At 70.0% G+C, this 21,542-nt stretch carries 18 protein-coding genes and 1 pseudogene; 9 read left to right on the top strand and 10 right to left on the bottom strand.

Translation table 11 applies throughout. The annotated features are described in order from the left end of the window. Positions 1 to 86: 86 nt before the first annotated feature. The 7 genes from ACIOMQ_RS11880 to ACIOMQ_RS11850 form a co-directional block, all read right to left on the bottom strand. The gene (locus ACIOMQ_RS11880; protein ID WP_402188807.1) at positions 87 to 4,910 is read right to left on the bottom strand and encodes a hypothetical protein; all 4,824 of its coding nucleotides are present in this window, start codon (positions 4,908 to 4,910) and stop codon (positions 87 to 89) included. Next, positions 4,903 to 7,998: a hypothetical protein gene (locus tag ACIOMQ_RS11875; protein WP_402188804.1), complete on the bottom strand. Its 3,096-nt coding sequence runs from the start codon at positions 7,996 to 7,998 to the stop codon at positions 4,903 to 4,905. The genes ACIOMQ_RS11880 and ACIOMQ_RS11875 overlap by 8 nt, the downstream gene beginning before the upstream one ends. Further along, positions 7,995 to 8,819, bottom strand: a complete 825-nt coding sequence (locus ACIOMQ_RS11870; protein WP_362202072.1) for a hypothetical protein — start codon at positions 8,817 to 8,819, stop codon at positions 7,995 to 7,997. The genes ACIOMQ_RS11875 and ACIOMQ_RS11870 overlap by 4 nt, the downstream gene beginning before the upstream one ends. 297 nt (positions 8,820 to 9,116) lie before the next feature. Beyond that, a complete protein-coding gene (locus ACIOMQ_RS11865) occupies positions 9,117 to 10,193 on the bottom strand; it encodes an ABC transporter ATP-binding protein (RefSeq protein WP_362202069.1) in 1,077 nt (358 codons plus the stop codon). Further along, on the bottom strand, positions 10,190 to 11,050 hold the full coding sequence (modB, locus tag ACIOMQ_RS11860; protein WP_401758073.1) for a molybdate ABC transporter permease subunit: 861 nt from the start codon (positions 11,048 to 11,050) through the stop codon (positions 10,190 to 10,192). The genes ACIOMQ_RS11865 and modB overlap by 4 nt, the downstream gene beginning before the upstream one ends. Then, positions 11,047 to 11,868: a molybdate ABC transporter substrate-binding protein gene (gene modA, locus ACIOMQ_RS11855; RefSeq protein ID WP_402188801.1), complete on the bottom strand. Its 822-nt coding sequence runs from the start codon at positions 11,866 to 11,868 to the stop codon at positions 11,047 to 11,049. The genes modB and modA overlap by 4 nt, the downstream gene beginning before the upstream one ends. A gap of 35 nt (positions 11,869 to 11,903) precedes the next feature. Beyond that, positions 11,904 to 12,290, bottom strand: a complete 387-nt coding sequence (locus ACIOMQ_RS11850) for a molybdopterin-binding protein (RefSeq protein WP_401936190.1) — start codon at positions 12,288 to 12,290, stop codon at positions 11,904 to 11,906. Between the two features lie 138 nt (positions 12,291 to 12,428). Between ACIOMQ_RS11850 and ACIOMQ_RS11845 the strand changes: the two genes are divergently transcribed. From ACIOMQ_RS11845 to ACIOMQ_RS11830, 4 genes are all read left to right on the top strand, one after another. Continuing rightward, entirely contained in the window at positions 12,429 to 12,899 is a 471-nt protein-coding gene (locus ACIOMQ_RS11845) for a molybdopterin-dependent oxidoreductase (protein WP_362202056.1), read from the top strand. 71 nt (positions 12,900 to 12,970) lie between these two features. Next, a complete protein-coding gene (locus ACIOMQ_RS11840) occupies positions 12,971 to 13,714 on the top strand; it encodes an LLM class flavin-dependent oxidoreductase (RefSeq protein WP_401263587.1) in 744 nt (247 codons plus the stop codon). Positions 13,715 to 13,747: 33 nt separating this feature from the next. Beyond that, on the top strand, positions 13,748 to 13,927 hold the full coding sequence (locus tag ACIOMQ_RS11835) for a hypothetical protein (protein ID WP_402188799.1): 180 nt from the start codon (positions 13,748 to 13,750) through the stop codon (positions 13,925 to 13,927). Positions 13,928 to 13,939: 12 nt separating this feature from the next. Next, the gene (locus tag ACIOMQ_RS11830) at positions 13,940 to 14,383 is read left to right on the top strand and encodes an HAD-IA family hydrolase (protein WP_402188855.1); all 444 of its coding nucleotides are present in this window, start codon (positions 13,940 to 13,942) and stop codon (positions 14,381 to 14,383) included. Between the two features lie 267 nt (positions 14,384 to 14,650). Here the strand turns inward: ACIOMQ_RS11830 and ACIOMQ_RS11825 are convergent, their stop codons facing one another. Further along, positions 14,651 to 15,046, bottom strand: a complete 396-nt coding sequence (locus ACIOMQ_RS11825; protein ID WP_401263589.1) for a molybdopterin-binding protein — start codon at positions 15,044 to 15,046, stop codon at positions 14,651 to 14,653. 175 nt (positions 15,047 to 15,221) lie between these two features. Between ACIOMQ_RS11825 and ACIOMQ_RS11820 the strand changes: the two genes are divergently transcribed. Both ACIOMQ_RS11820 and ACIOMQ_RS11815 read left to right on the top strand, forming a co-directional pair. Further along, positions 15,222 to 16,010, top strand: a complete 789-nt coding sequence (locus ACIOMQ_RS11820; protein ID WP_362202045.1) for an HAD family hydrolase — start codon at positions 15,222 to 15,224, stop codon at positions 16,008 to 16,010. 181 nt (positions 16,011 to 16,191) lie between these two features. After that, positions 16,192 to 16,434: pseudogene (locus ACIOMQ_RS11815) on the top strand (hypothetical protein); the annotation flags it as partial. A gap of 44 nt (positions 16,435 to 16,478) precedes the next feature. Here ACIOMQ_RS11815 and ACIOMQ_RS11810 read toward each other — a convergent pair. Next, positions 16,479 to 17,171 carry a hypothetical protein gene (locus tag ACIOMQ_RS11810; protein ID WP_402188797.1) on the bottom strand — a complete coding sequence of 231 codons (693 nt, stop codon included), beginning with the start codon at positions 17,169 to 17,171 and terminating at the stop codon, positions 16,479 to 16,481. Positions 17,172 to 18,269: 1,098 nt separating this feature from the next. Here ACIOMQ_RS11810 and ACIOMQ_RS11805 point away from each other — a divergent pair. Together ACIOMQ_RS11805 and ACIOMQ_RS11800 are read left to right on the top strand one after the other, a co-directional pair. Further along, positions 18,270 to 18,524, top strand: a complete 255-nt coding sequence (locus ACIOMQ_RS11805) for a hypothetical protein (protein ID WP_362202039.1) — start codon at positions 18,270 to 18,272, stop codon at positions 18,522 to 18,524. Next, positions 18,521 to 19,426, top strand: a complete 906-nt coding sequence (locus ACIOMQ_RS11800; protein ID WP_402188795.1) for a lysophospholipid acyltransferase family protein — start codon at positions 18,521 to 18,523, stop codon at positions 19,424 to 19,426. The genes ACIOMQ_RS11805 and ACIOMQ_RS11800 overlap by 4 nt, the downstream gene beginning before the upstream one ends. A 73-nt stretch (positions 19,427 to 19,499) precedes the next feature. On the opposite strand, the gene ACIOMQ_RS11795 is transcribed toward ACIOMQ_RS11800, so the two are convergent. Then, on the bottom strand, positions 19,500 to 21,017 hold the full coding sequence (locus ACIOMQ_RS11795; RefSeq protein ID WP_362202033.1) for an LCP family protein: 1,518 nt from the start codon (positions 21,015 to 21,017) through the stop codon (positions 19,500 to 19,502). A 151-nt stretch (positions 21,018 to 21,168) separates the two neighbouring features. Here ACIOMQ_RS11795 and tatA point away from each other — a divergent pair, with 151 nt between their 5' ends. Next, positions 21,169 to 21,468 (top strand): Sec-independent protein translocase subunit TatA, encoded by a 300-nt coding sequence (gene tatA / locus ACIOMQ_RS11790; RefSeq protein WP_362202251.1) that lies wholly within the window; start codon positions 21,169 to 21,171, stop codon positions 21,466 to 21,468. The last annotated feature ends 74 nt before the right edge of the window (positions 21,469 to 21,542 follow it).

Raw genomic sequence — 21,542 nt, 5'->3', positions numbered from 1 at the left:
GAATGGCTGTGACCAGCACCTTCCCACAGGTCCTCAGGGCTGTCCCGATGCTCCAGGCTGCACTCGGGTGCATCTGGCGGAATCGCCTATACGGTCCGGCTCTCCGACCGGCTCCAAAGGAAGCTGCGGGCGTTGAGCATCAGCCGCAATCGGCCGGCGTCCCAATTGGACCGGTTGGTGTCTCCACTTGCACGCTCGCGGATGGTGGACTCACACGCCGAGAGAATCGGGGTCAGGTAAGGATCCGTGGCTTCCTCCGCATACAGGATCCGCAACAGCCAGAAAGGGGCTTTCCCAACGTCCCAGTCGGTGTGACTCTCCCGCAGCTCGGGCGCGCAGCCCTTGCCAGTCGCCGAAAGCAGACACGCTCGATCCGTAACGTCCGGAACCGACTGCAGGGAGGTCAAGCGCGACGCCGCCCGGCCGAGTGCGTCGGCCCCCCAGCCGGGCTGCTTCAGCCCGGTCGCCGCCCAGGCGACGACCGGCGCATAGGCCGCATTGGGCGCTGTCCGTGGCTCGCCGACGGACGTCGGGGGCGCTCCGACCTGATCCAGGATCCGGCATGCCCGTCCCACCTGGAGCCAGCGGACACGTTCATCGCTGACGACAAGGTGGCCGACGAGGGACTGGAGTGCTGCGGCGAGCCCCCGTGAAAGCCGCGGCACCGCATCGGGGACCATCTCGCCGAGGACATCCACCAGCGCACAGAGTGATGCGACATCGAGGCGCTCCGCGAGCCGCGTGATGTCGAGGTCGAGCAGCGCATCGAGAAGCTGTTTGGCACCGGCCGCGTTGTCCAGGGCCGCCATCGTGCGCGCCAGTTCGACGGCATCGGCCATATCGGTGATCGCAGCGAACGCCAATCTGTTGTTGATACGCGTGATGTTCACTTCTCGCGCCGCAGCCGAACCCCATCCCGCGTCCCAGGCGGAAATCATGCGCAACAGTGCCGTCACCGCTCGGGGGTTGCTGAAGCGGTGCAATCCCTGGATCCGGGCGTTGTACACCGGCTCGATCCAAGAGCGCCCGGACTCGCGCGTGACGCCGACCGTTACCAGATCGCGTGCAGCGGTCGACTGGGCAACCGGGTTCTGAATCTGCTGGATCTCACCGCGGAACACGAAATTGGCGTGTTGGTCGGCCGATACGTCGGCCAGCAGCTCCTTTGCGAGCTGCGGACGCACTTCGTGGACGGCGCGCAGCATCGCCGGCGCACAGGTCGGATCGCCCAGGAGCGCACGACGCAACCGTGCCATCAGGACATCCGCGGCACGGCCCCCGATCGTGACGTGGCTGCGCCTCTGCCGCAACTCGTCGAGCGTAGCGCCAGCAGTGGCCGGGTCGAGGGCTGTGAGGTGACGGACTGCCTGAACGAACGCCTCCTCGTTACTCACCCTGAGCAAGCGGCGAGTCCACTGCTCCACGCCTCCGGTCGCATCGGCGATCGTCCGGCCGGCAGCCGGCACGTCGGCGTCGGTCAGGGTGCGCGCGACCTCGACGCACACCTCCAGGGCGGCTGTCGGGCTCGACGTGACGAGACCCTCGACAAAGGGCACCAGATCCCACTGCTGCAGGAAGAGGGCCGGGATGTCCGGGTGGAGCACCCGGCCCAGCCGGTGGAATACGGCGCGGGCATACGCGGTGGGGGCCGATGTCATCCCTGACAGCAGCTGCCGGCTGCGGAGCCGGCTCTGTAGCTCGGAGATCGCCTCGGGGCCGAGTTCCGGCTCGTTCAGGAGCCGCAACGCGATCTCGGGGCCCCAGTGTTTGCGTCCCTGGCGCACGGCACCGACGACGACGGACAGTGCATCGCCCAGCACCTCATGCCGATAGCTCGCCTGCGCGTCCCACACACCCTTGATGACGTGGTCGCGGACCGAGGTGCGTGGGTCGTAGTTGAGCAACTCGATGACTCGATCGGCACCGAGCGCCTCGGCCATGTGCTTCGAGAAGCTGCTGCCGCCTTCCTCGAAGAGGTCTTCGATCGACCGGGCGGCGGAGAGGAGCTGTCCGATGCCTTTGGCGTCCTTTGCTTCGCCGGCCTGCCGGGCGAGCACGCGGACCAACTGGCCGGAGGCGCCGTCGTTGAGGATCCTGAACGCTGTGTACACGTTTGCTCTGGCCACGGCATTGAGCAGTGCGGCGGTGTCGGTGGCGCCCGCCTTACGCGTCAGGAGATCTCGCACGCGCTCAGGGAATTCCTTCCATTCCTTGAGCAACCATGTGCCGAACTGAGGGATGGGAGAGCGGATCCCCTGAATCCCCAGCGCGAGCTCTGACGCGGTGGTGGATCGAAACGCTTGATTCAGAGCGGTCCTGTACGCCGGAAAGGTGATTTCCCAGTCGCGGTCGACGAGGCTGAGTCTCAGGTTCATGGCCTCGAACAGCACGCCCATGCCGTCCGTGGGGTCCGGCTTGCGTTCGAGCAGCTGCTGCACGGGATCTTCCTGGTCCACGGGAAAGAAGGGCGCTTCGTGCCACGTCTTCCGGGCCGCTCGGCGATACAGCTGATCCACTCTCCGCACCAGCCGGTAGTCCTCCACACGGACGGCCAAGCCGGCCAGTACGTCGAGGGCTCGCTCGGCCACCAGGCCGGCGGCGTCGTCGCGGTTCAGCCGGTCCAGCGCGAAGAGCATCGCGAAACGCTCGTCCGGGCGTCCCTCAGCACGGGCGAACACCTCGTCGACCTTGTCGATGAGCCAGACCGAAAGTTCGTCGATGACATCACCCGGCAGCAGGTACTCGATCTGCTGGCAGGCGCGCATAAGGGTCAGAAGCTGGTCAGGGGGCAGCTGCTCTCCCCCACGACAGGCCCTGCTGACCATCTGCGTGACAACGTCCTCCGCCGCACGGTCGGGCATGAGATCGCTGAGTGCGGCCATGCGCGCGACACTGAGGAGAGGAGCGGTAGCTGCCCATTCCTTCAGCGATCCGTCCTTGTCTGCCGCCTCCAACAAAGAGCCGCAGACGCTTTGGCGAAACAGCCGGACGCCGAGCAATCGGTCGACGGCCAGCGGTTCGCCGTCCCGCAACAAACGGTTCAGATCGGGCCCGAGCTGCCTGGTGACCATGGCGTTGACGGTTTTCCAGCGCGGTCCCGCCGGCTTCGCGAGCCCGTCCCCAGCCGCTTGCAGATCGAGCAGTGCGACACAGTCGTTCGCACTGGTGATCCGCACAGTGCCCGGAGCTCGCCCAAGCCCGACGCCGAAGACGCGACGATCCTCGTCGCTGATCGCCTCGAGCCGCTCCTCGGCGACCTCCCCGGACGCCAGACTGACCGCCGCGGTGAAGACCAGCGCCGCGCGCTCTTCTTCCCACAACTCCCGAAAGCGGGCCGGTCGACCGGAGGCGGTGTCGGTGTCGCCCGCCATCAGTCTGGTGAGCGTGCGAAGGTCGACCGGGGCACCGGAGTTCAGAGCGGCGAGCGCCGGGTCGGTATCGAGCGTGCTGTCGGCTATGGCGAGATCCTCCACGAACCGCCTTCGCGCATCGAGGCCGACAACCGCCGCAGCCACGTATGTGTTGTCGGTGTCCCAGTCGACGGACGAGTTCTCGGCGTATTCCAGCACCCCCAGGACCGTGATCCGGAGTTGTTCCGCCACGAAGCGAAGCACTTCGGAGGCATTGCCGTCACCTGTCGGCTGCAGATCCTCGAAAACGAGCAGCCGTCGACCGGTGTGATTCGTGGGGTGGTCCGCCGCGGCCACGGCATGGGTGGCGATCCGCAGTGCGACGTGACGGTCGGGAAGCTCGCGGGTGGGTCCGGTGACGACTTGGACGAGCCACGGCCGTTTGCGATGGGCCAGGACGGCGGCGAGCTGTCGCATGATGGCGCTCCTGCCGCTGTGCCTGGTGCCGCCGAGCATCGCGACCGACCCGGGACTGCTCTTGCCGAGGAAGTACCTCTCCAACTGCCACACCTGGCTGACCCTGCGGTCCGGGACGGGTTGGTCCTCGGGTACCCGGCTCCAATCGACGAAGTGCCATCCCAGCAGGTCGAGTTCCTGCTTGTGTGCGTTGCGCTTCTTCTGCGACCACTTTTCGCCCCACACCATCGACGCGGCGCGGTCCAGCGTCCGTGGCTCGCGGACGTCCTGGGGCGGCGAGCCGTCGGCGGGGACGAGCTGCCAGCCCGTTGCCGTGGGAACGAGCAGGTTTCTGCGCACAGCTCGAGCTGCGTCGATGCGCGGGGCGAGCTGCGAGGGGGGGAGGGGCTGAAACTCCGCACCGTCGAAGCTGCCGGCGCTGAGAAACGGCGGAGCGCCCAGCCCGAAAATCTCGTCGAGCAGCCACAGCGCCAGCGGCAGGTCGACGGCTGCTGCCGAGAGGGCCACTGCGGGCGGCCAGCAGACGTAGGGGCGGAAGGGCCAGGACGCTGCCGCCGGATCCTTGCTCGGGAAGGCGGACAGGACGGTGTCGACCGCGGCTTCGGCTGCCGACCGTTCCGTTTCCCCTATGGCCGAACGCCGGCGCGGGTCGCCCTGGTCGTCGGCTGCCAGGACGACGTACTCACCGCTGGGGCCGCTGACCAGTACGTCTGCCGGGGAGGGGCTCGGCAGGGCCCCCGCCGGCTCCGTCCCGGCGACCAGGCCGGCCAGTGTGATCAGGTCCAGGATCACGTCGTCGGACACGGCTCCGGTCTCCATCGCCGCCTCGGCCAGCTCCATCAGCACCGCGGCACCGTCAAGTGCTCCGCACCAGAGCAGGACCTGCTGCAGGTCGGCGCTGGGCGCGGTTGAGCCCTTGAGCAGCGGCCGGATGACGGTGGCGTGGAAGTGAGCCAGGTGCTGCCAGGCCACCTCTCCCGCTCGTTCGGGGTCGGACAGCAAGGCCCTGGCGAGGACGAGGCCCGTCGTCAGCCCGTCCCGTTCGGGTGCCCCGGACACAGGGCCGTCGATGTTGTCAGCCATGTCCCGCTACCAGCTTCATGGACAGCAGTCCGCACGTTCGAGCCACGAGCAACCGATTCCTTCCGTGCAGGGCGACATCGACCGCAGCCTCGTCGAGCGGAAGCCGCGCGGGGACCGTGGGGCAGGAAAGATCGTGGATCTCAAGCCAGCCGGAGCGGCCGGTCGATCCGCCGACGACTACCGTCGAATCGTCGAGCGCGGCGGCCCGTGTCTCGGAACGGCGGGTTTTCGTGAGCGCCGTGCTCTGCCGGCCCGGGCCGCGCAGGTGGAGATCGCCGGAGGCATCGCGGATCAGAGCCTGGTCGCCGGCTTCGGACACCGCGAGGGCCAGAGGCCGGTTCGGGACGGGGAACGGCGACACGGACCCGCCGCGTACCTCGCCCAGCCGCAGAGAGCGGATGTGGCCAGATGCAGGCAACAACCACACGACAGGTGCGGAGACCGGTCCCGCCGCCCGGACGGAGAGCAGTTCCGAGTCCACGGTGGCCAGCTTGCGTACGGGGTCCCCGGTGCCCAGCCTGCCGACCCACACGGCCGGTCCCGACGTGACGACCACATGGCCGCCAGGGTGCAGTGACAGGAGCAAGGGAACCGGTCGGGTCCGGTTGCCGCCCTCGCCATGGGGTGGCACGAGTTCCGGCAGCGCTGTCGGCGGCGCGTCCTCATGGCACGGCACCAGCCAGATCCCGCGTTGCCAGGTCGACACGAGTGCGATGGCTCTGCCCTGGACCACCGCCACCGTCACATCGCGTGGGGTTCCCGGCACAGAGACCGCCGCGCGCAGGCTGGTGCCGTCCGACGGAGCCCAGAAGGAGAGCGAATCGTCGTCCTGGACAGTGACGATCGCGGCGAGCGGGCCCGCAGGCGTGGACGTCATGTGTGTGACCCGGGTCGCACGAGCGTTGTCCGGCTGTACCCAGTCGATGTCCGCAGAAGGCTCCCGGTGATTTCCGACGCCCGCACGGCGCGACGTCCGGAACGCGGTCACGAGGGGCATGACCGAGAAGCGTTCCGCTCCGATGCGCAACATCAGGGCGCGGTCGACGTCGGAGACGTTGCGAGGCACGAGTGACCACATGCGGGACCGGAGGGCGCGATCCCCTGCGGCATGGAGCTGCTGCAGCGCCCGGGACACCACGGCCGGCGGAGCATCCAGCAGAAACGCCGGATCGTCGAGCAGGCTGCTGGGCAGCAGGCCCAGCGCGGCCGCACGCGACACAAGCATCAGGACGCCTGCGTCGACCGCCCGCCAGTCCGTCGTGCGCCAGTCGGCGACCTGGGGCAAGCGCCGCAGGAAGTCCTCGGGCTTCGGGTAGCCGCCGCCCGCCGGATGGCCGAAGCGGGCGCGCCAACGAACCGACCCGTCCGCGGCGGGGCGGCGTTCGACGAGCGAGCGCATCAGAGCTGCGGCGGTGGCGACGTCCTCCACGCCGACGCGCGGCGCACCCGGAGCCGAAGCCGCGGCGGCCCACTCCGTCGCGGGCAGGGCGACGGTGTCCGCGTATCCGCACAGCGCCGAGAGCGCCGATACGATGCCCCGAGCCTTCTCGCCCAGTACGGCGCCGACGCGCTCCCGGCACACCCGGTGCGCGGTCGCGTCCAGTGCCTTGGTGGCCTGGTCGAGGTAGCTGCCGACCGAACTCTCCCCAGCCGAGGCGCGCGGCAGGGCGCTCACGGTGACGGCTACCGCCCACTCCGCCGCCGTTCGTGCGGCGAGTGCATCCACGGTTCGGCGGATCTGTGGTTCTCCGGCGCCCGGAACGGCGAGCCGGACCTGGCGGCGGAGATACTCCCGTGCGTCGTCGGCGCACTCGTCCACGAGATCATCGAGGTCGAGGACCCGGGAGGAGTCCCCGACGGAGATCCCCGACGAGGAGGGCAGGCCGACGACGAGACGAACTCCCGGTACCGACCGGAGGGTTCCGAAGAACTGCGACCACGTCTCCGGCTCGGTGGCCTCGTCCAGGTCGTCCAGGACGAGGGCCAGGGGCTTGGGTGCCGACCGCAGAACGTCGACGAGTTCCCGTGCGCTGTTCGAACCGGTGAGCTCCCGGAGCAGCATGGCGGTCACCCGGGACGGATCTCCCCTGCCTGCGACCACAGACACCGGCAGCGCCGGCCAGGCGAGTGTGACTTCGCTCGGCATCGACCGACGCCCGTCCTCGTGAGTTGTCAGGACGAGGTGCCCGAGTAGTGCACTTCTTCCCGCCCCTGAGCTCCCGGTGACGACGATGGGCTTGCCGCCCTCACCCATCAGGTGCTCGCGCAGTTCGCGGAGCAGGGCGGTACGGCCCTCGAAGAAGAAGCCGGGCAGGCCTGCGGCCGCGACTCCCCGTGCACTGGCCGCCCAGTCGGCCGGAAGCGGCAAGCCCTTCGGCGCTGAAGGACTCTGATGACGCGGATTGGGCAGCGCCCGGCACCGCCGGGCGGGGTGACCGTCGGCGAGCCAGACGGATTGATCGGGTCCGAGCGCCCGGTCGACCTCGCGCGCGATGGCGCCGGGATCGATGTGGGGCTTGGTCCAGGACGGTTGCGCGGCTCGGCCGACGGCCTTGGCGAAGGCGGCCGCGAACGATCCCTGCCTGGCTTTCTCCAGGCGACGGCTTGCGCCGATCCCCCAGAACCCCTTTGTCGAGGTCCGGGTGTTCACCTTCCGTGCCTGGAGCAGGGCCGCGTCCAGACCGGGCTCGGCCGAACAGGCGTCGAGGATGAGAACGACCTCTTGAAGGTTCTTCCAGGCCTCGTTCTCGAGTGGCTTGATCATACGGTCGGGATCGAACGCATCCCCGTCCGGCAACAGCAGGCTGAAGCTGCCGCCTTCGAGCATGCCGTGTCCGGTGCAGTAGATGACAAGGGTCTCGGCGTCGCCAGGGACGGCACAGTTGCGCAGGTCCCGCGCGAGTGCGTCGTGCCTGCGTTCCTCGGAGGTGAACGGAAGGTGTTCTTCGAGCCCGAGCGAGGCGAGAGACTGCCGCATGGTTCTGAGCTCCATCGGCACGCTGTCGAGATCGCCGAGACCCTGCCTCGCACAGACGCCGTCGTCGTGCTTGCCGACCCCCGAGAGGCAGAAGATGCCTCGTGGTCTCATGCCAGTGCCATCTCGATGGCCCGGGAGGTGCGGACATTGGCCAGGTAGACCAGCGCCGAGTGGGCCGACCTGCGTGGGTTGTCGCAGGGCAGATCGCGGACCTTGGACGAGTACAACGGGCCCAGCTTCTTCACCATGGCCACCGCGTCGTGCCCCGCGGCGATGTTCGTCCACGAACGGACCTGACCCGGCCAGCCCAGAGGCCCGTGGCGTCGGTCCAGGCGCCGCCGGACGGGCTCCAACCCGAGGGGCGATCCCAGGGTGATCAGTGCGGGCGGGTTTTCCGGCCTGTTCTCCCGCAGCCACTCGTAGGCGATCACGCTGCCCAGCGAGTGACCGATGACCACACGCGGCGACTGCTCCATCGCCGTCGACATCTCAAGATGAACGAGCTTGCGGAAATCCGGGTTCGTCAAGTAGCGGTTGACCTGTTTCACGAACGCGATCGCACGGCTGTCCCGTCCGTCGAGCAGATTGCTGCGCTGAATCCCCGCCAAGGCGCGCTGCACTGCCCCGGGCAAGTAGAGCTTCGTTTCCTGGCTGCTGTCGCCCGCGTCCTCGTCGAGCGCGGAACCGATGGCGATCAGCAGTTCCTCCTCAAGGCCGGGTGCAAGGTCGATGGCAGCGTATTCGGGCTCGCCGCCGGCCTTGCCGTCGTTGTACTCATGGCCGTAGAAGGCGCACTCGAGGGACAGTGCCCCGGCGTGCCGGCTTCGAATGTTCGCCAGGCCATCCGCCATCGCTGCGTGCCAGCTCTCCTTCATCGTTGCGCGCTGTGAGCGATGCATGTTGATGCCGTGGACAGCAACGATGTCGACCATCTTCTCCCCGTCCGTCAAATCCTCGCCGAAACAAGCGACTTGATATGGACTTCAGCATGGCACAGCTGGACTGGTCGAACCGGTGGGATGTCGTGTCCACCCGGTAGCGGGAGGGACATCGGACCTCAAGAGGACGGTGTCCTGTGTGGGGTTCGCTTGTTGGGCTGGTCATGGGGCGAGGTACGTGGAGTCGGATCGTTCCGGACGGCTCGTGGGAGATCGCCAGGCCGTGGACGCCCACCGGTCTCTGCATGTCCTCAGACGAGGAAGGGCGTCCCCGGACTGGAAAGGGCGTCCTCAGACGGGATAGGCGTGGGTCTGCGCCGCCTTCACCGTTGCCCAGACCTCCGCACCCGGGTGCAGATCGAGTTCGGCGGCGGCGACCGTGGTCAGGTCGGCGGCGAGGGGGACATCGCCGGTGAGGGCGGCGCGGATCTGGTCGCCGTGGGTCTCCAGACCGGCGACCTCGCAGCGCCAGAGGTTGCGGGCGCTGGAGCCCGTGGGCCGACTGCGGCAGAGGGTGACAGCACTCGGGGGGAACGCCACGAAGACCGGTCCGGACAGGACCTCCGTGGTGGTGATGGCGGGGCCGGCGTCGAGGCGGACCGTGTGGCCCTCGGCGCGGCCCCGGTAGAGATTGAGGCCGACGAGCTGCGCGATGTAGTCCGTACGGGGGTGACGGGCGATGTCGGACGGGCTGCCCTCCTGGACGACTTCGCCGTGCTCGACGACGACCAGGCGGTCGGCGAGGACCATGGCGTCGAGCGGGTCGTGTGTGACGAGTACGGCGACTGCTTCGAACTCGGCCAGGTGGCGCCGGAGTTGGGTGCGGACCTCCAGGCGGGTACGGGCGTCGAGGGCGGCGAGGGGCTCGTCGAGGAGGAGCAGGCGCGGGCGGGTGGCGAGGGCGCGGGCGAGGGCGACACGCTGCGCCTGGCCGCCGGAGAGCCGGCGGGGCTTGGCGCCGGTGTGGTCCGCGAGGCCCAGGCGGTCGAGCCACTTGGCGGCCCGCGCACGTGCCTCCGCCTTGGTCGCCCCCTGGCAGCGCGGCCCGAACGCCACGTTGTCCAGGGCGGTCAGGTGGGGGAAGAGCAGGTAGTCCTGGAAGACGACGCCGACCGGGCGGGACTCCGGCGGTGTACGCTCCAGCGTCGCGCCGTCCAGTCGCAGGTGACCGCCGGTGAGCGGTGTCAGGCCGGCGAGCGCGCGCAGGGCTGTGGTCTTGCCGGCGCCGTTCGGGCCGAGCAGGGCGACCACCTCACCGGGCGCGACGGCGAGCGCCACGTCGAGGCGGAAGGCACCGCGGTCCACCACGAGGCGGGCGTCGAGCCCGTCCGGGGCGGTACCGGTGCGGTCGTCGTGGGTCTCGGTCATCCGGCGGTCATCCAGCGGTCGCGCAGCCCGGCCAGCACCGCGATGGACACGGCCAGCAGCACCAGGCTGAGGGCGATCGCCGCCTCCGGGTCGCTCTGCAGGGCGAGGTAGACGGCGAGGGGCATGGTCTGGGTACGGCCGGGAAAGTTGCCGGCGAAGGTGATGGTCGCGCCGAACTCGCCGAGCGCGCGGGCCCACGCCAGGACCGCGCCGGCCGCGATGCCCGGAGCGATCAGCGGGAGCGTGACCCGGCGGAACGCGGTGAAGCGGGACGCGCCCAGGGTGGTCGCCGCCTCCTCGTAGCGCGGGTCGGCGGCCCTCAGGGTGCCCTCGACGCTGATGACGAGGAACGGCATCGCCACGAACGCCTCGGCGACCACGACCCCCGCCGTGGTGAACGGCAATGTGAGGCCGAACCACGAGTCCAGCCACTTCCCGACGATGCCGTTGCGGCCGAGCGCCGTCAGCAGCGCCACGCCGCCCACGACCGGCGGCAGGACGAGCGGGAGCGTGACGAGAGCGCGGACGAGGCCGCGTCCGGGGAACTCGACCCGGGCCAGCAGCCAGGCCAGCGGCACCCCGACGACCAGGCTCACCGCGGTCGCCGCCGTGGCGCAGACCAGGGACAACTGGAGCGCCTGCCACACCTCGGCGCTGGTCAGCTGTTCGGGCATGCTGCGCCACGGGGCCCGTACGAGCAGCGCGATCAGCGGCACGGTCAGGAACGCCACACCGATCAGCGCGGGCACCAGCAGAGGCAGCGGTACGCCGCGGCCGCCACCCGTCCGGACACGCCGGCGCCGCGGCCCACCCGGGCGGGTCCTGGTCGCGGCGTCGGGCCTGGCGGTCGAGGTCACGGCTTCAGGAACCCGGCCCCGGTCAGGACCTTCTGGCCCTCGGCGGACTGCACCAGCGCGATGAACGCCTTGGAGGCATCGGCGTTGGGGGCGTCCTTGAGCAGGGTGATCGGGTAGTCGTTGACGGCGTTGGCCGACTCGGGGAACTCCACACCCTCCACCTTGTCACCGGCCGCCTTCACGTCGGTCTTGTACACGACCGCCGCGTCGGCCTCCTTCAGCTCGACCTTGGTGAGGGCGCTCTTGACGTCCTGCTCGTACGACACCGGGGTGAGCTTGAGACTGCTGGCGTCGAGGGCCTTCTGGGCGGCGGCGCCGCACGGCACCTCCTTGGCGCAGAGCACGACCTTCAGGCTCGACCTGGTGAGGTCCTTGAGGGAGGAGATCTTGTCGGGGTTGCCCGGCAGGGTGGCGATCTCCAACTGGTTGCGGACGAAGGTGGCGGGCGTGCCGGAGGCGTCGCCCGCGTCGGTGACGATCTTCATCGTCTTGGGGCTGGCCGCGGCGAACACGTCGGCGGGCGCGCCGCCGGTGATGCTCGCGGCGAGAGAGTCGCTGCCGCCGAAGCTGAACGTCACCTTCGTGCCCGGGTGTTGCTTCTCGAACTCCTTGCCCAGGGTCGTGAAGCTCTCCTTGAGGGACGCGGCGGCGAAGACGGTCACTGTGCCGGACAGCTTCGGCGACGAGGAGGATGGGAAGTCGGACTTCGCGGGGGAACCCGAGTCGGAGGAAGAGCAGGCGCTCAGGGCCAGCAGCGCGGCGGTGCCTGCACCGGCCACCTGCAGGGTCCGGCGGGTCCGGCGCGCGGTACGGGTCATCACGGGTCCACTCCTTCTGGTCCTGACGGACACATCTACGGTCTGTCGACGACCACGTTGGTCGACTTGATCACGGCAACCGCCGGAACACCGGGCTCCAGCTTCAGTTCCTCAGCCGACTCGCGGCTGACCATCGCCACCACCCGGAACGGCCCGGCCTGGATCTCCACCTGCGCCGACACGTCTCCGAGGATCACATCGGTGACGATGCCGGAGAAGCGGTTGCGGGCCGAGGAACCGGTGGAATCCCGCTCCGTACGGTGCAACTGCCGTGCGTAGGCCGCGAGGGCCGGCCCGGGGATGATCCGGCGGCCCATCTCGTCGCGTTCGGCGGTGAGTTTCCCGCCGTCGACCAGACGCCTCACGGTGTCGGAACTGACGCCGAGCAAGGCGGCCGCGTCTCCGATCCGGTAGGTGTGCATGCGCAGATCATACTGCCGCAGATGCAAGGGGAAAGTCTTCTGTCGCTTCGCATGAGCCGGATCACTGATCTGTCTGGTTTGCATGTGCGTTTGCACAGGATAGGTATCCGGGTACGGACATCCGGGAGGTGGTGGTCCGTGACTCGGTCCCCCGCAGTGGCGGACACGGTGGCGGGACTCGCCCTCACCGGCGATCTGATCCGTCCGGCCCGCCTGACGGTGCCCGACCTGCTCGCCTGGCCGCAGTGCGAGGCCGACGTCAGCTTCGAGTGCGCCACCAGCGGCATCCAGCACCACCGCTTCACCGGACCGCTCCTGCACGACGTCCTGTCGGCGGCCGGTCCCGCCTTCGACCCCGCACGCCGCAAGGACCGCCTGCGTTTCCTGATCGCGGTGTCCGGTGCGGACGGCCACCACGCCCTGCTGTCCTGGGCGGAGATCGACCCCGACTTCGGCCATGCGCCCGTACTGCTCGCCGCCACGATCGACGGCACGTTCCTCGACCGCGCCGGCGCCCAACTCGTCCTGCCCCAGGACCGCTGCGGGGCCCGGCATGTCAGCGGCATCAACGCGATTCGCGTGGACGGCGGTTACACCTCGTGGGCGTGACACCGGGCCATACCCGTACGGCAGCGGCGAAGGGCGGCCCGCGAGCCGGGCGGAACCGGCGGGCGTCCTGATTGTCCAGCACACACCCGGCAAAGCCCCTCTACCCCGGCCGACTGATCGCCGGCATCGGCCACGGCATGCCTGACTGGACGCGCCAAGCCGAGGCCCGGCCCGCCAGCCCCCTGACCCTGCTCAAGGAATACACGACCGCGCTTCGCCTGCTCATGTGCGGCGAGCCCGGCCCGACGGACGGCCGGTACGTGCGCTGCGAAGGCGTCGTCCTCACCGAGACCCCCGACATCGTCCCGCCGGTCATCCTCGGCGTCCGCGGCCCCAAATCGCAGGCGGCCGCGGGCGAGGTGGCCGACGGACTCCTCCTGGCCGAGCCCGCCGGCCCTGCCTGCATTGCCTCCTCACCGCGACACATGGGCAACGCTTCGGACGCCGGCGGCCTCGAAATCGTCACCTACGACGCCGCAGCCGTCGACGACGACGAGGACGCCGCCCTCAACCGCGTCCGCGAGGGCCTCAGCGCCATCGGCGAACCGGACTGGGCCGCGCACATCGACCCCCTTCCCTTCGCCACCGAGCTGCGCGCACACCACGCCGCCTGCGCCGACGCCCAGCAGTCCGCCCGGACCATGCCGGCCGCCTGGATCCGCGAGCTGAGCATCGCCGGCACCCCCGACCGGGCACGCGCAGCAATCAACGCCCGCCACGCGGCAGGCGCCACCAGCGTCGTCCTCACTCCCACCGGCCCCGACGCCCTGGCCGCCCTCGACTCGCTCGCCCGCGCCCTGGCCCCCCGCCACTGAACCCAAACCCTTGGACCCGGAGGAAGACCCACCATGTCCACCGACCGACGCATCGTGCTGTTCGACCTCTTCGGGGTCATCGCCCGCCACCAACGCCCCGGCGCCCTGGCGGAGATGGCCGCCCGGTGCAACGCACCCGCAGACGCCTTCGCCGAGGCTTACTGGGCCTGCCGCCGGCCCTACGATGCCGGGCAGTGGTCCGCGTCCGAGTAATGGGCGGCCGTACTGCGGTGGCTCTCCCACACCGCCGACGCCGACGCCGACACGGTCGAGGAGCTGCGGCTCGCTGCCATCGACAGCTGGTCACGCGTCGACGGCCGTATGGTCGCCTACGTGCGGTCCCTGCGTGACGTCGCCGAGGTCGCCCTGCTGTCCAACCTTCCCTCTGACCACGCGGACGCCTTCCGCGCCGCGCAGCCCTGGCTGCGCGACCTGGACCACGTCGCGTTCTCCGGAAAGATCAACGCGGCGAAGCCGGACCCGGCGGCGTTCTGCCACTGCGTCGTCGCTATGCGGGCCGCCCCCGCCGACTTCCTCTTCGTCGACGACCGTGATGAGAACGTACGCGCAGCGCAAGCCATGGGCATGAACGGCCAGGTCTTCACTGGACTCGACGAGCCCGCGGCAACCGTCGACACCTGGCTGCCGGCCAGCAGTCGTACTTCGTGATCTTGCGCCGTTGGCCTTTTGGCCTCGCGCTTTCATGAAGCGGGCCGTCCGGCGGATGGTCAGGAAAACAGAAAGGGCATCCGACCATCCCCTCGCCCTGCCCCCGTCTCGTCACAGCAGGGGACGAGACACCGACCCCGGTTCCAGAACTCGGGCCCAGTGGGCCGGGTCGGGAATTCCGTTCGCCCGACGAGGTCCGGCCAGGACGACCCGGTCGGGGCCGAGCTCGGTCAGCGGCTGACCGGCGGGGAGGCCACCGTTCCTCGATCAGACGCGGTCGATGTGCACATTCGTCGACTTCACCCGGGCGGTGGCCTCCATTCCCACCTCCAGCCCCAGCTCCTCCACGGCCTCCCGCGTCAGCAGTGACACCAGCCGGTGCGGGCCGGCCTGGATCTCCACCTGGGCAGCGACATCACCGAGCTTCACCGCGGTGACGATCCCGGGGAAGGCATTGCGAACCGAGGTGTACGAAGTGTCCTCCTCGCCGCCACCGGTCTTGGCCAGCTCCACGGAGAAGACGGCAAGGTCCTTCCCCTCGATGAGCCGCCGCCCGCCCTCGTCCCGATGGGTGGCCACTCGGCCGGCGTCGGCCCAGCGCCGTGCGGTGTCGGGGCTCACACCGAGGAGCCGGGCGGCCTGGCCGATTGTGTAGAACTGCATACGCGCCAAGATAGGCCCATCCACGGACACGCAGGCCCACCGCACCGGTCCGGTCGAGCAGGTTCCGGCGCCCGGAGGCGGAGCGCGGGGCCGGAGCCGTCCGGGCGATCAGAGGTGCCCCGCGTAGTCACCGGGCTCCCCTCACCGCCGCCGGCCGGCCGGATAGAATCCGATGATGTTCAAACTTCGCGCCCGCACCTTGGTTTTCGACATCGACGGCACGCTCTGCTTCGACGGACGGACGATCGATGACCGGATTCTCGCGGCGATCGGCGCGTGCGAGCGCGTCGGCTACGACGTGGTCTTCGCATCTGCCCGGCCTGTCCGGGACCTCTTGCCGGTACTCGACGGAGCCTTCCCGTCCGCCGCACTGATCGGCGGGAACGGGAGCCTCGTCTCGGTCGACAGCCAGGTTCGGGCCCGTGCCGCATTCGATCCCGCCGGATTCGACGCACTGATGGAAGCGGTCGGGCAGTACGAAGCGACCTACCTCGCGGACGGGCCCTGGGACTACGCCTACACCGGACCCGTGGACCACCCGATCCGGGGCCGTGTCGATCAGGGCAACCTCGCGAGAATGGTGGACCTCGCCGAGCTTCCCCAGGTCGTGAAGTTCCTTGTCGTCGGAGCGTCGGACATGGCGGAACTCGCCGAAGTGGGCCGCCGGCTGGGGCTGACGGTCAACCACCACCTCGACGAGGCGATCATCGACTTCGCGCCGGGTTCGACGACGAAGTGGGAAGCCCTGACGTGGATGGGGACCGGCGAGTACGTCGCATTCGGCAACGACATCAACGACTTCGATCTCCTGCGGAACGCGGAGCGGGCCGTGCGCGTCGGCTCGCACCCGGGTCTGGACGACGTTGCCCAGGTCACCATCGCGGCCGACCCGGAGGCAGTCGCGGCCGAGATTTCCCTGTTGGCCGAGGCGGCCCGGGCCGACGTCCGGGCAACGACCCCCTGAATCCGGGCGACGACACCCTGAAGCGGCGCACCGGTCTCACCGGGTGACCGGGCCCACTCTCCGGGCGATGTGACCGCGGGCCTCAGGGCATGCCCGGTTCGCCGACGGTGCCGGCCGTGCCGTTGCGTACGGCCAACCACGAAGTGACCGTCTCTCGCACCCGGGCCGGGGCGCCTTCGACACGGTCGAGGTGGGCACCGCCCCGTACGGGCTCGTCGTCGGCGGCGATGGACGGGCCCGGGTCGCCACCGCCGAGGGCGTTGCCGTCGTGGACACGGACAGGCGGACGAGGACCGCGCGCATCCCGTACGAGACGGAGGGCATCGGAGAACCCACGTACGGCGAGTGCCGCGGGGGAGGCATGGGGATCGCCCTCGCTCCCGACGGCCGCCATGCGTACACGGGCGGGTGCCCCGGGCCCGATTCCGGCGGGCCGGGGCACCACGTCACGTCGCGCGGGCGCTCCGGTCACCACTCGTCGTAGAAGTCGTTCTCGATCACTCGGAAGCTGCCCCCTACTCCGTTGCTCACGAACACGCCTCCTTCGACGCGGTTCGGGAACACGCCCTGTGTGGCGCCGCGGGGGCCGACGCTGGCGATGGGGGCGCCGTTGTCGCAGGTGGCTCCGCTGAAGACCTCGACGGTCCGTCGGCTGTCGTTGAAGATGTTGAAGCTGGTGGAGCCGAGGCCACTGGCCACGGTGATGCAGCCGCTGGGGGTGGCGGAGTATGTGCGCTCGTTGATGTGGATCCTGCCCTCGTCGTAGTCCCGTCCCCCGTAGCCCCGGCCCCGGTCGTCGTCGCCACGGCCCCGGTCGCCCCGGCCTTCGTCGCCGCCTCGGCCCTCGTCGCCGCCTCGGCCTTCGTCGCCCCGGCCCTGATTGCCTCGGCCTTCGTTGTTGCCTCGGCCTTCGCCGTTGCCTTGGCCTTCGTTGTTGCCTCGGCCTTCGCCGTTACCCCGGCCTTCGTTGCTCCTTCCGGAGTCACCCTTGTCCTTGGGGACCGCGGCGGGTGCGGGGGCAGGGGCGGCGGCGGCCCGCTGGACGACCGGGGCAGCCTCGGGCGGCTCGGTGGTGGCGGCCGAGGTGAAGGTGCTGCTGGTGGCAGCCAGGGCCGCGGCGGCCGCGACGGTGGCTGTGAGAACGGTGGCACGTTTGGTCATGTCGCTTCTCCTGTCTCAGAGGGGTCGGCTGAGGAGCAGACCCGTGATTGAACGTACGTAGGGTCTCCACAACTGTCATTTCGGGGCATATCGAACAGCTGATGCAGCGACCTCGACCGGAGCGGCTGTCACTCGTATGCCATTCGGGTGCGTTCTGACGGATCATCAATGTCGTTGTATGTGGCCGAATTGATCAGGCGTTCGCCTGTTGGGGTGACCCTTGGATGTCCGTTCACTCCGGAAGCGGTGTGTCGTTCATTGACTGGACCCGGATAGGCGGCACCTGGTGCGGTGCCGCGTGGACTTTTCGTGACCCATATCGCCCTGTGGGAGGGCTCCGGCGACGACACGCCGGAGACGACGTGGGGGTGAGCACGTCACCGACGAGGAGCACCCCGGAACCCGGGTCCGACGGGCTGTACCGATCGGCCGGGACCACCGTGCTGCGGCACGGCGGGCCACCCGCCCACCGCGCCGGGGACCGTTCGCCGGTGCGGGCCGCGCGACCTCGGGCAGGCGGGGGGTTGGAGCGGCGGGGGCGATGCCGGTGGTGTCCACCGGCGAACACCGCGTCCCCGGCCTCCGTACAGCTCCGGTCGGCTCGGCTCCGTACAGCCCCGGTCGGATCGGCTCCGACAGCTCCGTGCAGCCCCGGTCGGCGGCGTACCGTTCCGGCCGTCTCCGTGCCGCGATTGAGTTGCCGGCCCCTCGGCGCGGAGAGGTGGCACCCTGGCGCCCGCCGACACCACCACGTCCAAGTCGCAGCGCGTCGAACCGGGCATGACCGCGCTGCCGGCGAGACGCCGCCGAACTCCCGCACCCCGTCGACGCTGTCGTACGGCCGGGCCCGACGGCGGCCACCCGAGGGCCGGTCTTCCACCTCGATTCGCGCGGTATTCACCCGGCGCGCCAATACTCCGACTGCTCCGGTTACTCCGATCGGCGACGAAAGGAAAACACCGTGCCCGACACCGGCGTCCGTGTTCCGCCCGCCCCTTCCCCGTGACCCGTGAGGGGGCAACCTCTCCGCCGAACAAGCGAATCGGGCTGTGTGAGCAGACCGGCGCAGTCCGCCCACCGAAGGGAGAACGGCACCTCATGCTCTCGACGACCACGGCAGCGGTCACCAGCACCTACGCCACGACGCACCACGTCGTCATCATCGATATCCACGGATTCCTGCCGTCGACGCGTCCCGAACGGCCCCGCTCGGACCGCGAGTACGACGTGCGCCTGCTCTCCGGGACGCGCTCCCCGCTGATCGAGGCCGGCGTCGCCGCCCTCTTCGTCCTGCCGGCGACGGACCTGTTGAACGGCCGCGACCGCCGCCACTTCGTCGGGGCGACACGGTGAACCCCTGGACGGTGGAGCCGGTCTGCACACCGGCCTGCGCGAAGACCCCGGCAGCCGGTGTGCCGCTGCCCGAGACGATCCGCCGATACGCGTCCGTCGCCCGCACGCTCCTTCACAGCGTGGCGAGGGGAGACCGGCTGGCCGACCCCCGGACCCTGCGCGCCGAGGCCCGCGCCATTCTCACCGCCCTCGGGATACGGCTGGACCTGGATCTGGGCTTGGACCTGGAGCAGGACGGGAGCCCGAAGCCGGACGGGAGTCCGGGGCTGGACGCGGGTCCGGAGCAGGGCCCGGACCTGGGTTCGGGGGAGGACGTGGGTCCGGAGCAGGGCCGTCGGCCGCTGACCGTACCCGGGCCGACCGGGACCCTGGTCGTGGCCAACCACATCTCCTGGCTCGATGTGATCGTCCTGCTGGCGGTCGAGCCCGTGACCCTGCTCGCCAAGCGCGAGGTCGGCACATGGCCCGTCATAGGGACGCTGGCCCGGCGCATCGGTACGCGCTTCATCGACCGGGAGGGCCTGCGTGAGCTGCCGTACACCGTTGCCGAACTGGCGCGGACGCTGCGCACCGGGCAGTCCGTGATGGTGTTCCCGCAGGGGACCACCTGGTGTTCCGTTCCCGGCGGTACGTTCCGGCGTGCGACCTTCCAGGCGGCCGTCGACGCGGGTGCCCCGGTCCGTCCGGTGACGATCGACTACTTCCAGCACGGAGTGCCCAGCACGGTCGCGGGCTTCCTCGGGGACGAGGGGTTCGCCACGTCCCTGCGCCGGGTTGTCGGTGCCGGGGAGCTGTCGGCCCGGGTCACCACGCACCGTCCGCTGACCGGCGGCGACCGGCGCTCACTGGCGGCCGAGGCCCAACGGGCCGTGTCGGGATCCAGGGCGCCCGCCCATGCCTGACTCCTCTCACTGCCGAGGCGCCGCCGGGACCGTTCAGCGCGGAGACGCCGCCGGGATCGTTCAGCGCCGTACGTCATCCGTACGAGAGGTTGGAGCAGGGGTTGTCGTCGGCGGAGCGGGCGCCGTCGGCCACCTGCGAGGGGACGGCAGCCGGTGGAGGCGAGGCGGTGGTCTCCGGTTCGGCCGCGTACGTCGTGCCGACGACGACCTCGATGCCCGTCGCGGCCGTCGCGGTGAGCTGCGCGCCGGGGAAGAGCCGGGCGGCCTTCTCGGCCCCGTCCTTCTGGCCGGGGCCGTACTCGATCACGGTCCCGGCCAGGGGCCGGTCCGTCGCCGTCGCGGTGCGGGTGACGGTGAAGCCGTGCTCGCCGAGCGTCCGGGCGGCACGGGCGGCGAGGCCGGTGACGGTGGTGCCGTTGTACACGGCCACGGAGACACCGGCGCCGGAGACCTGCCCGGCGGCGCTCGGCGACGACGAGGACGACGTGGAGGGGGCCGCCGTGCCGTGCCGTGCGCCGGCGTCCTGCCCGTCGAGGGTGCGGTCGGCCCGCAGCGCCGCCCACAGGGCGTCGGCGTCGGGATGGACGATCGCCACGCGCGCACCCTGATATCTCCAGGGCAGGGTCACGAACTTGGTGTTGTGCAGGTCGATGTCCTTCATCGACATCGCGAAGGAGACCAGTTTGCCGGCGGAGCCGAGTCCGGGATCGACGGTCATCGACCTGGTGGCCGCGTCCGCGAGCGGCAGCAGTCTGGTAGGTGTGAGTCCGTCGCTCTTCACCTGTTTCAACAGGCTGGCGACAAAGGCTTGTTGGCGTTGTATCCGGCCTATGTCGGAGCCGTCGCCGATGCCGTGCCGGATGCGTACGTAGTCGAGCGCCCGTTGGCCGGAGACGGTCTGCGGGCCCTTGGCGAAGATCCGCTCGCCGCGGGTGGGGCGATGGGGGTTGAGATCTCCCTGGTAGACGTCCTGGGGGAGGCAGACCTGGACGCCGCCGACGGCCTCGGTCATCGCCGCGAAGCCCTTGAAGTCGATGACGACGGTGTGGTCGACGCGCAGCCCGGTCAGCTTCTCGACGGTGTTCTGGGTGCAGGCGGGGTTGCCCCGGGCGGTCTCGCCCACCGAATAGGCCGCGTTGAACATGGCATCGGTCCGCGGCCTGGACCAACTGCCGTCGGGCAGTTTGCAGGGCGGGATGTCGACCAGGGTGTCGCGGGGGATCGAGACGGCGACGGCGTGCCGCTGATCGGCGTAGGTGTGCAGCAGGAACGCGGTGTCGGAGCGGCCGATGTCGTTCTTGTCGCCGCCGCCCAGCTCGCTGTTGCCGCCGGTTCTCCCGTCCGAGCCGATCACCAGCACGTTCGAGCCGTTGGTGGAGGCGGGCGGCCGGTCGCCGGACACTCCGTCCGCGCTGAACGTGCTGATGTTCCCGTTGAGCCGCGCGTAGAGCCAGCCCGCTCCGGCCGTGAGCAGGACGAGCAGCGAAACCCCGAGGGTGAGGCCGGTCCGGGTCCGGCTTCGCCTGCGCCGTCGGTCGCGCCCGGCCGCGGCACGTGCGCGGCGCCGGGATACCTGGCGGCTGCCTGTCATTCGCTCACCCCATCGGTTCCGGTCACGGGGAAGGAGGTGATCGGGACCGCCCCCACCATGACGGTTGTACAGTTGCGCAATGTAGCAAGTGTTTCTGTGTGGACGGCGCCCGGCGTGGTCCATCGAAAAGAAGGAAGGGTGGGTGGGCGGAGTGTTCCGCAACGCGCTGGAGCCTTGGCATCTGCTGATCTTGGGGCTCGTGATCGTCCTGCTGTTCGGATCGAAGAAGCTGCCGGACACCGCACGGGCACTGGGTAAATCGCTCCGCATCCTGAAGAGCGAGACCAAGGCCATGAAGGAGGAGGGCGAGTCCCAGCCGGCCTCTGCCGCCGCTCCGGCCGCTTCCGAGCCCGATGACCCCGAGCGGACGGCACCCCGGATCATCCGGTCGGCCCCGGGTGACGCCGCGTCGGGCCGCCCGGTGGCGGACTACGGCGCCGAGCCCCGCTGACGTGCCGGGGTCGTGCGGCACTTCGGGGGGACGTCACGGACGAGGGCGGCGGTGACGAACAGCTCCTCGTCGAC

The sequence above is a fragment of the Streptomyces sp. NPDC087845 genome (assembly GCF_044742755.1).
Classification (GTDB): Bacteria; Actinomycetota; Actinomycetes; order Streptomycetales; family Streptomycetaceae; genus Streptomyces.
Note: the sequence above shows the minus strand (reverse complement) of the source record. Positions and strands in the feature narration are given on the sequence as shown.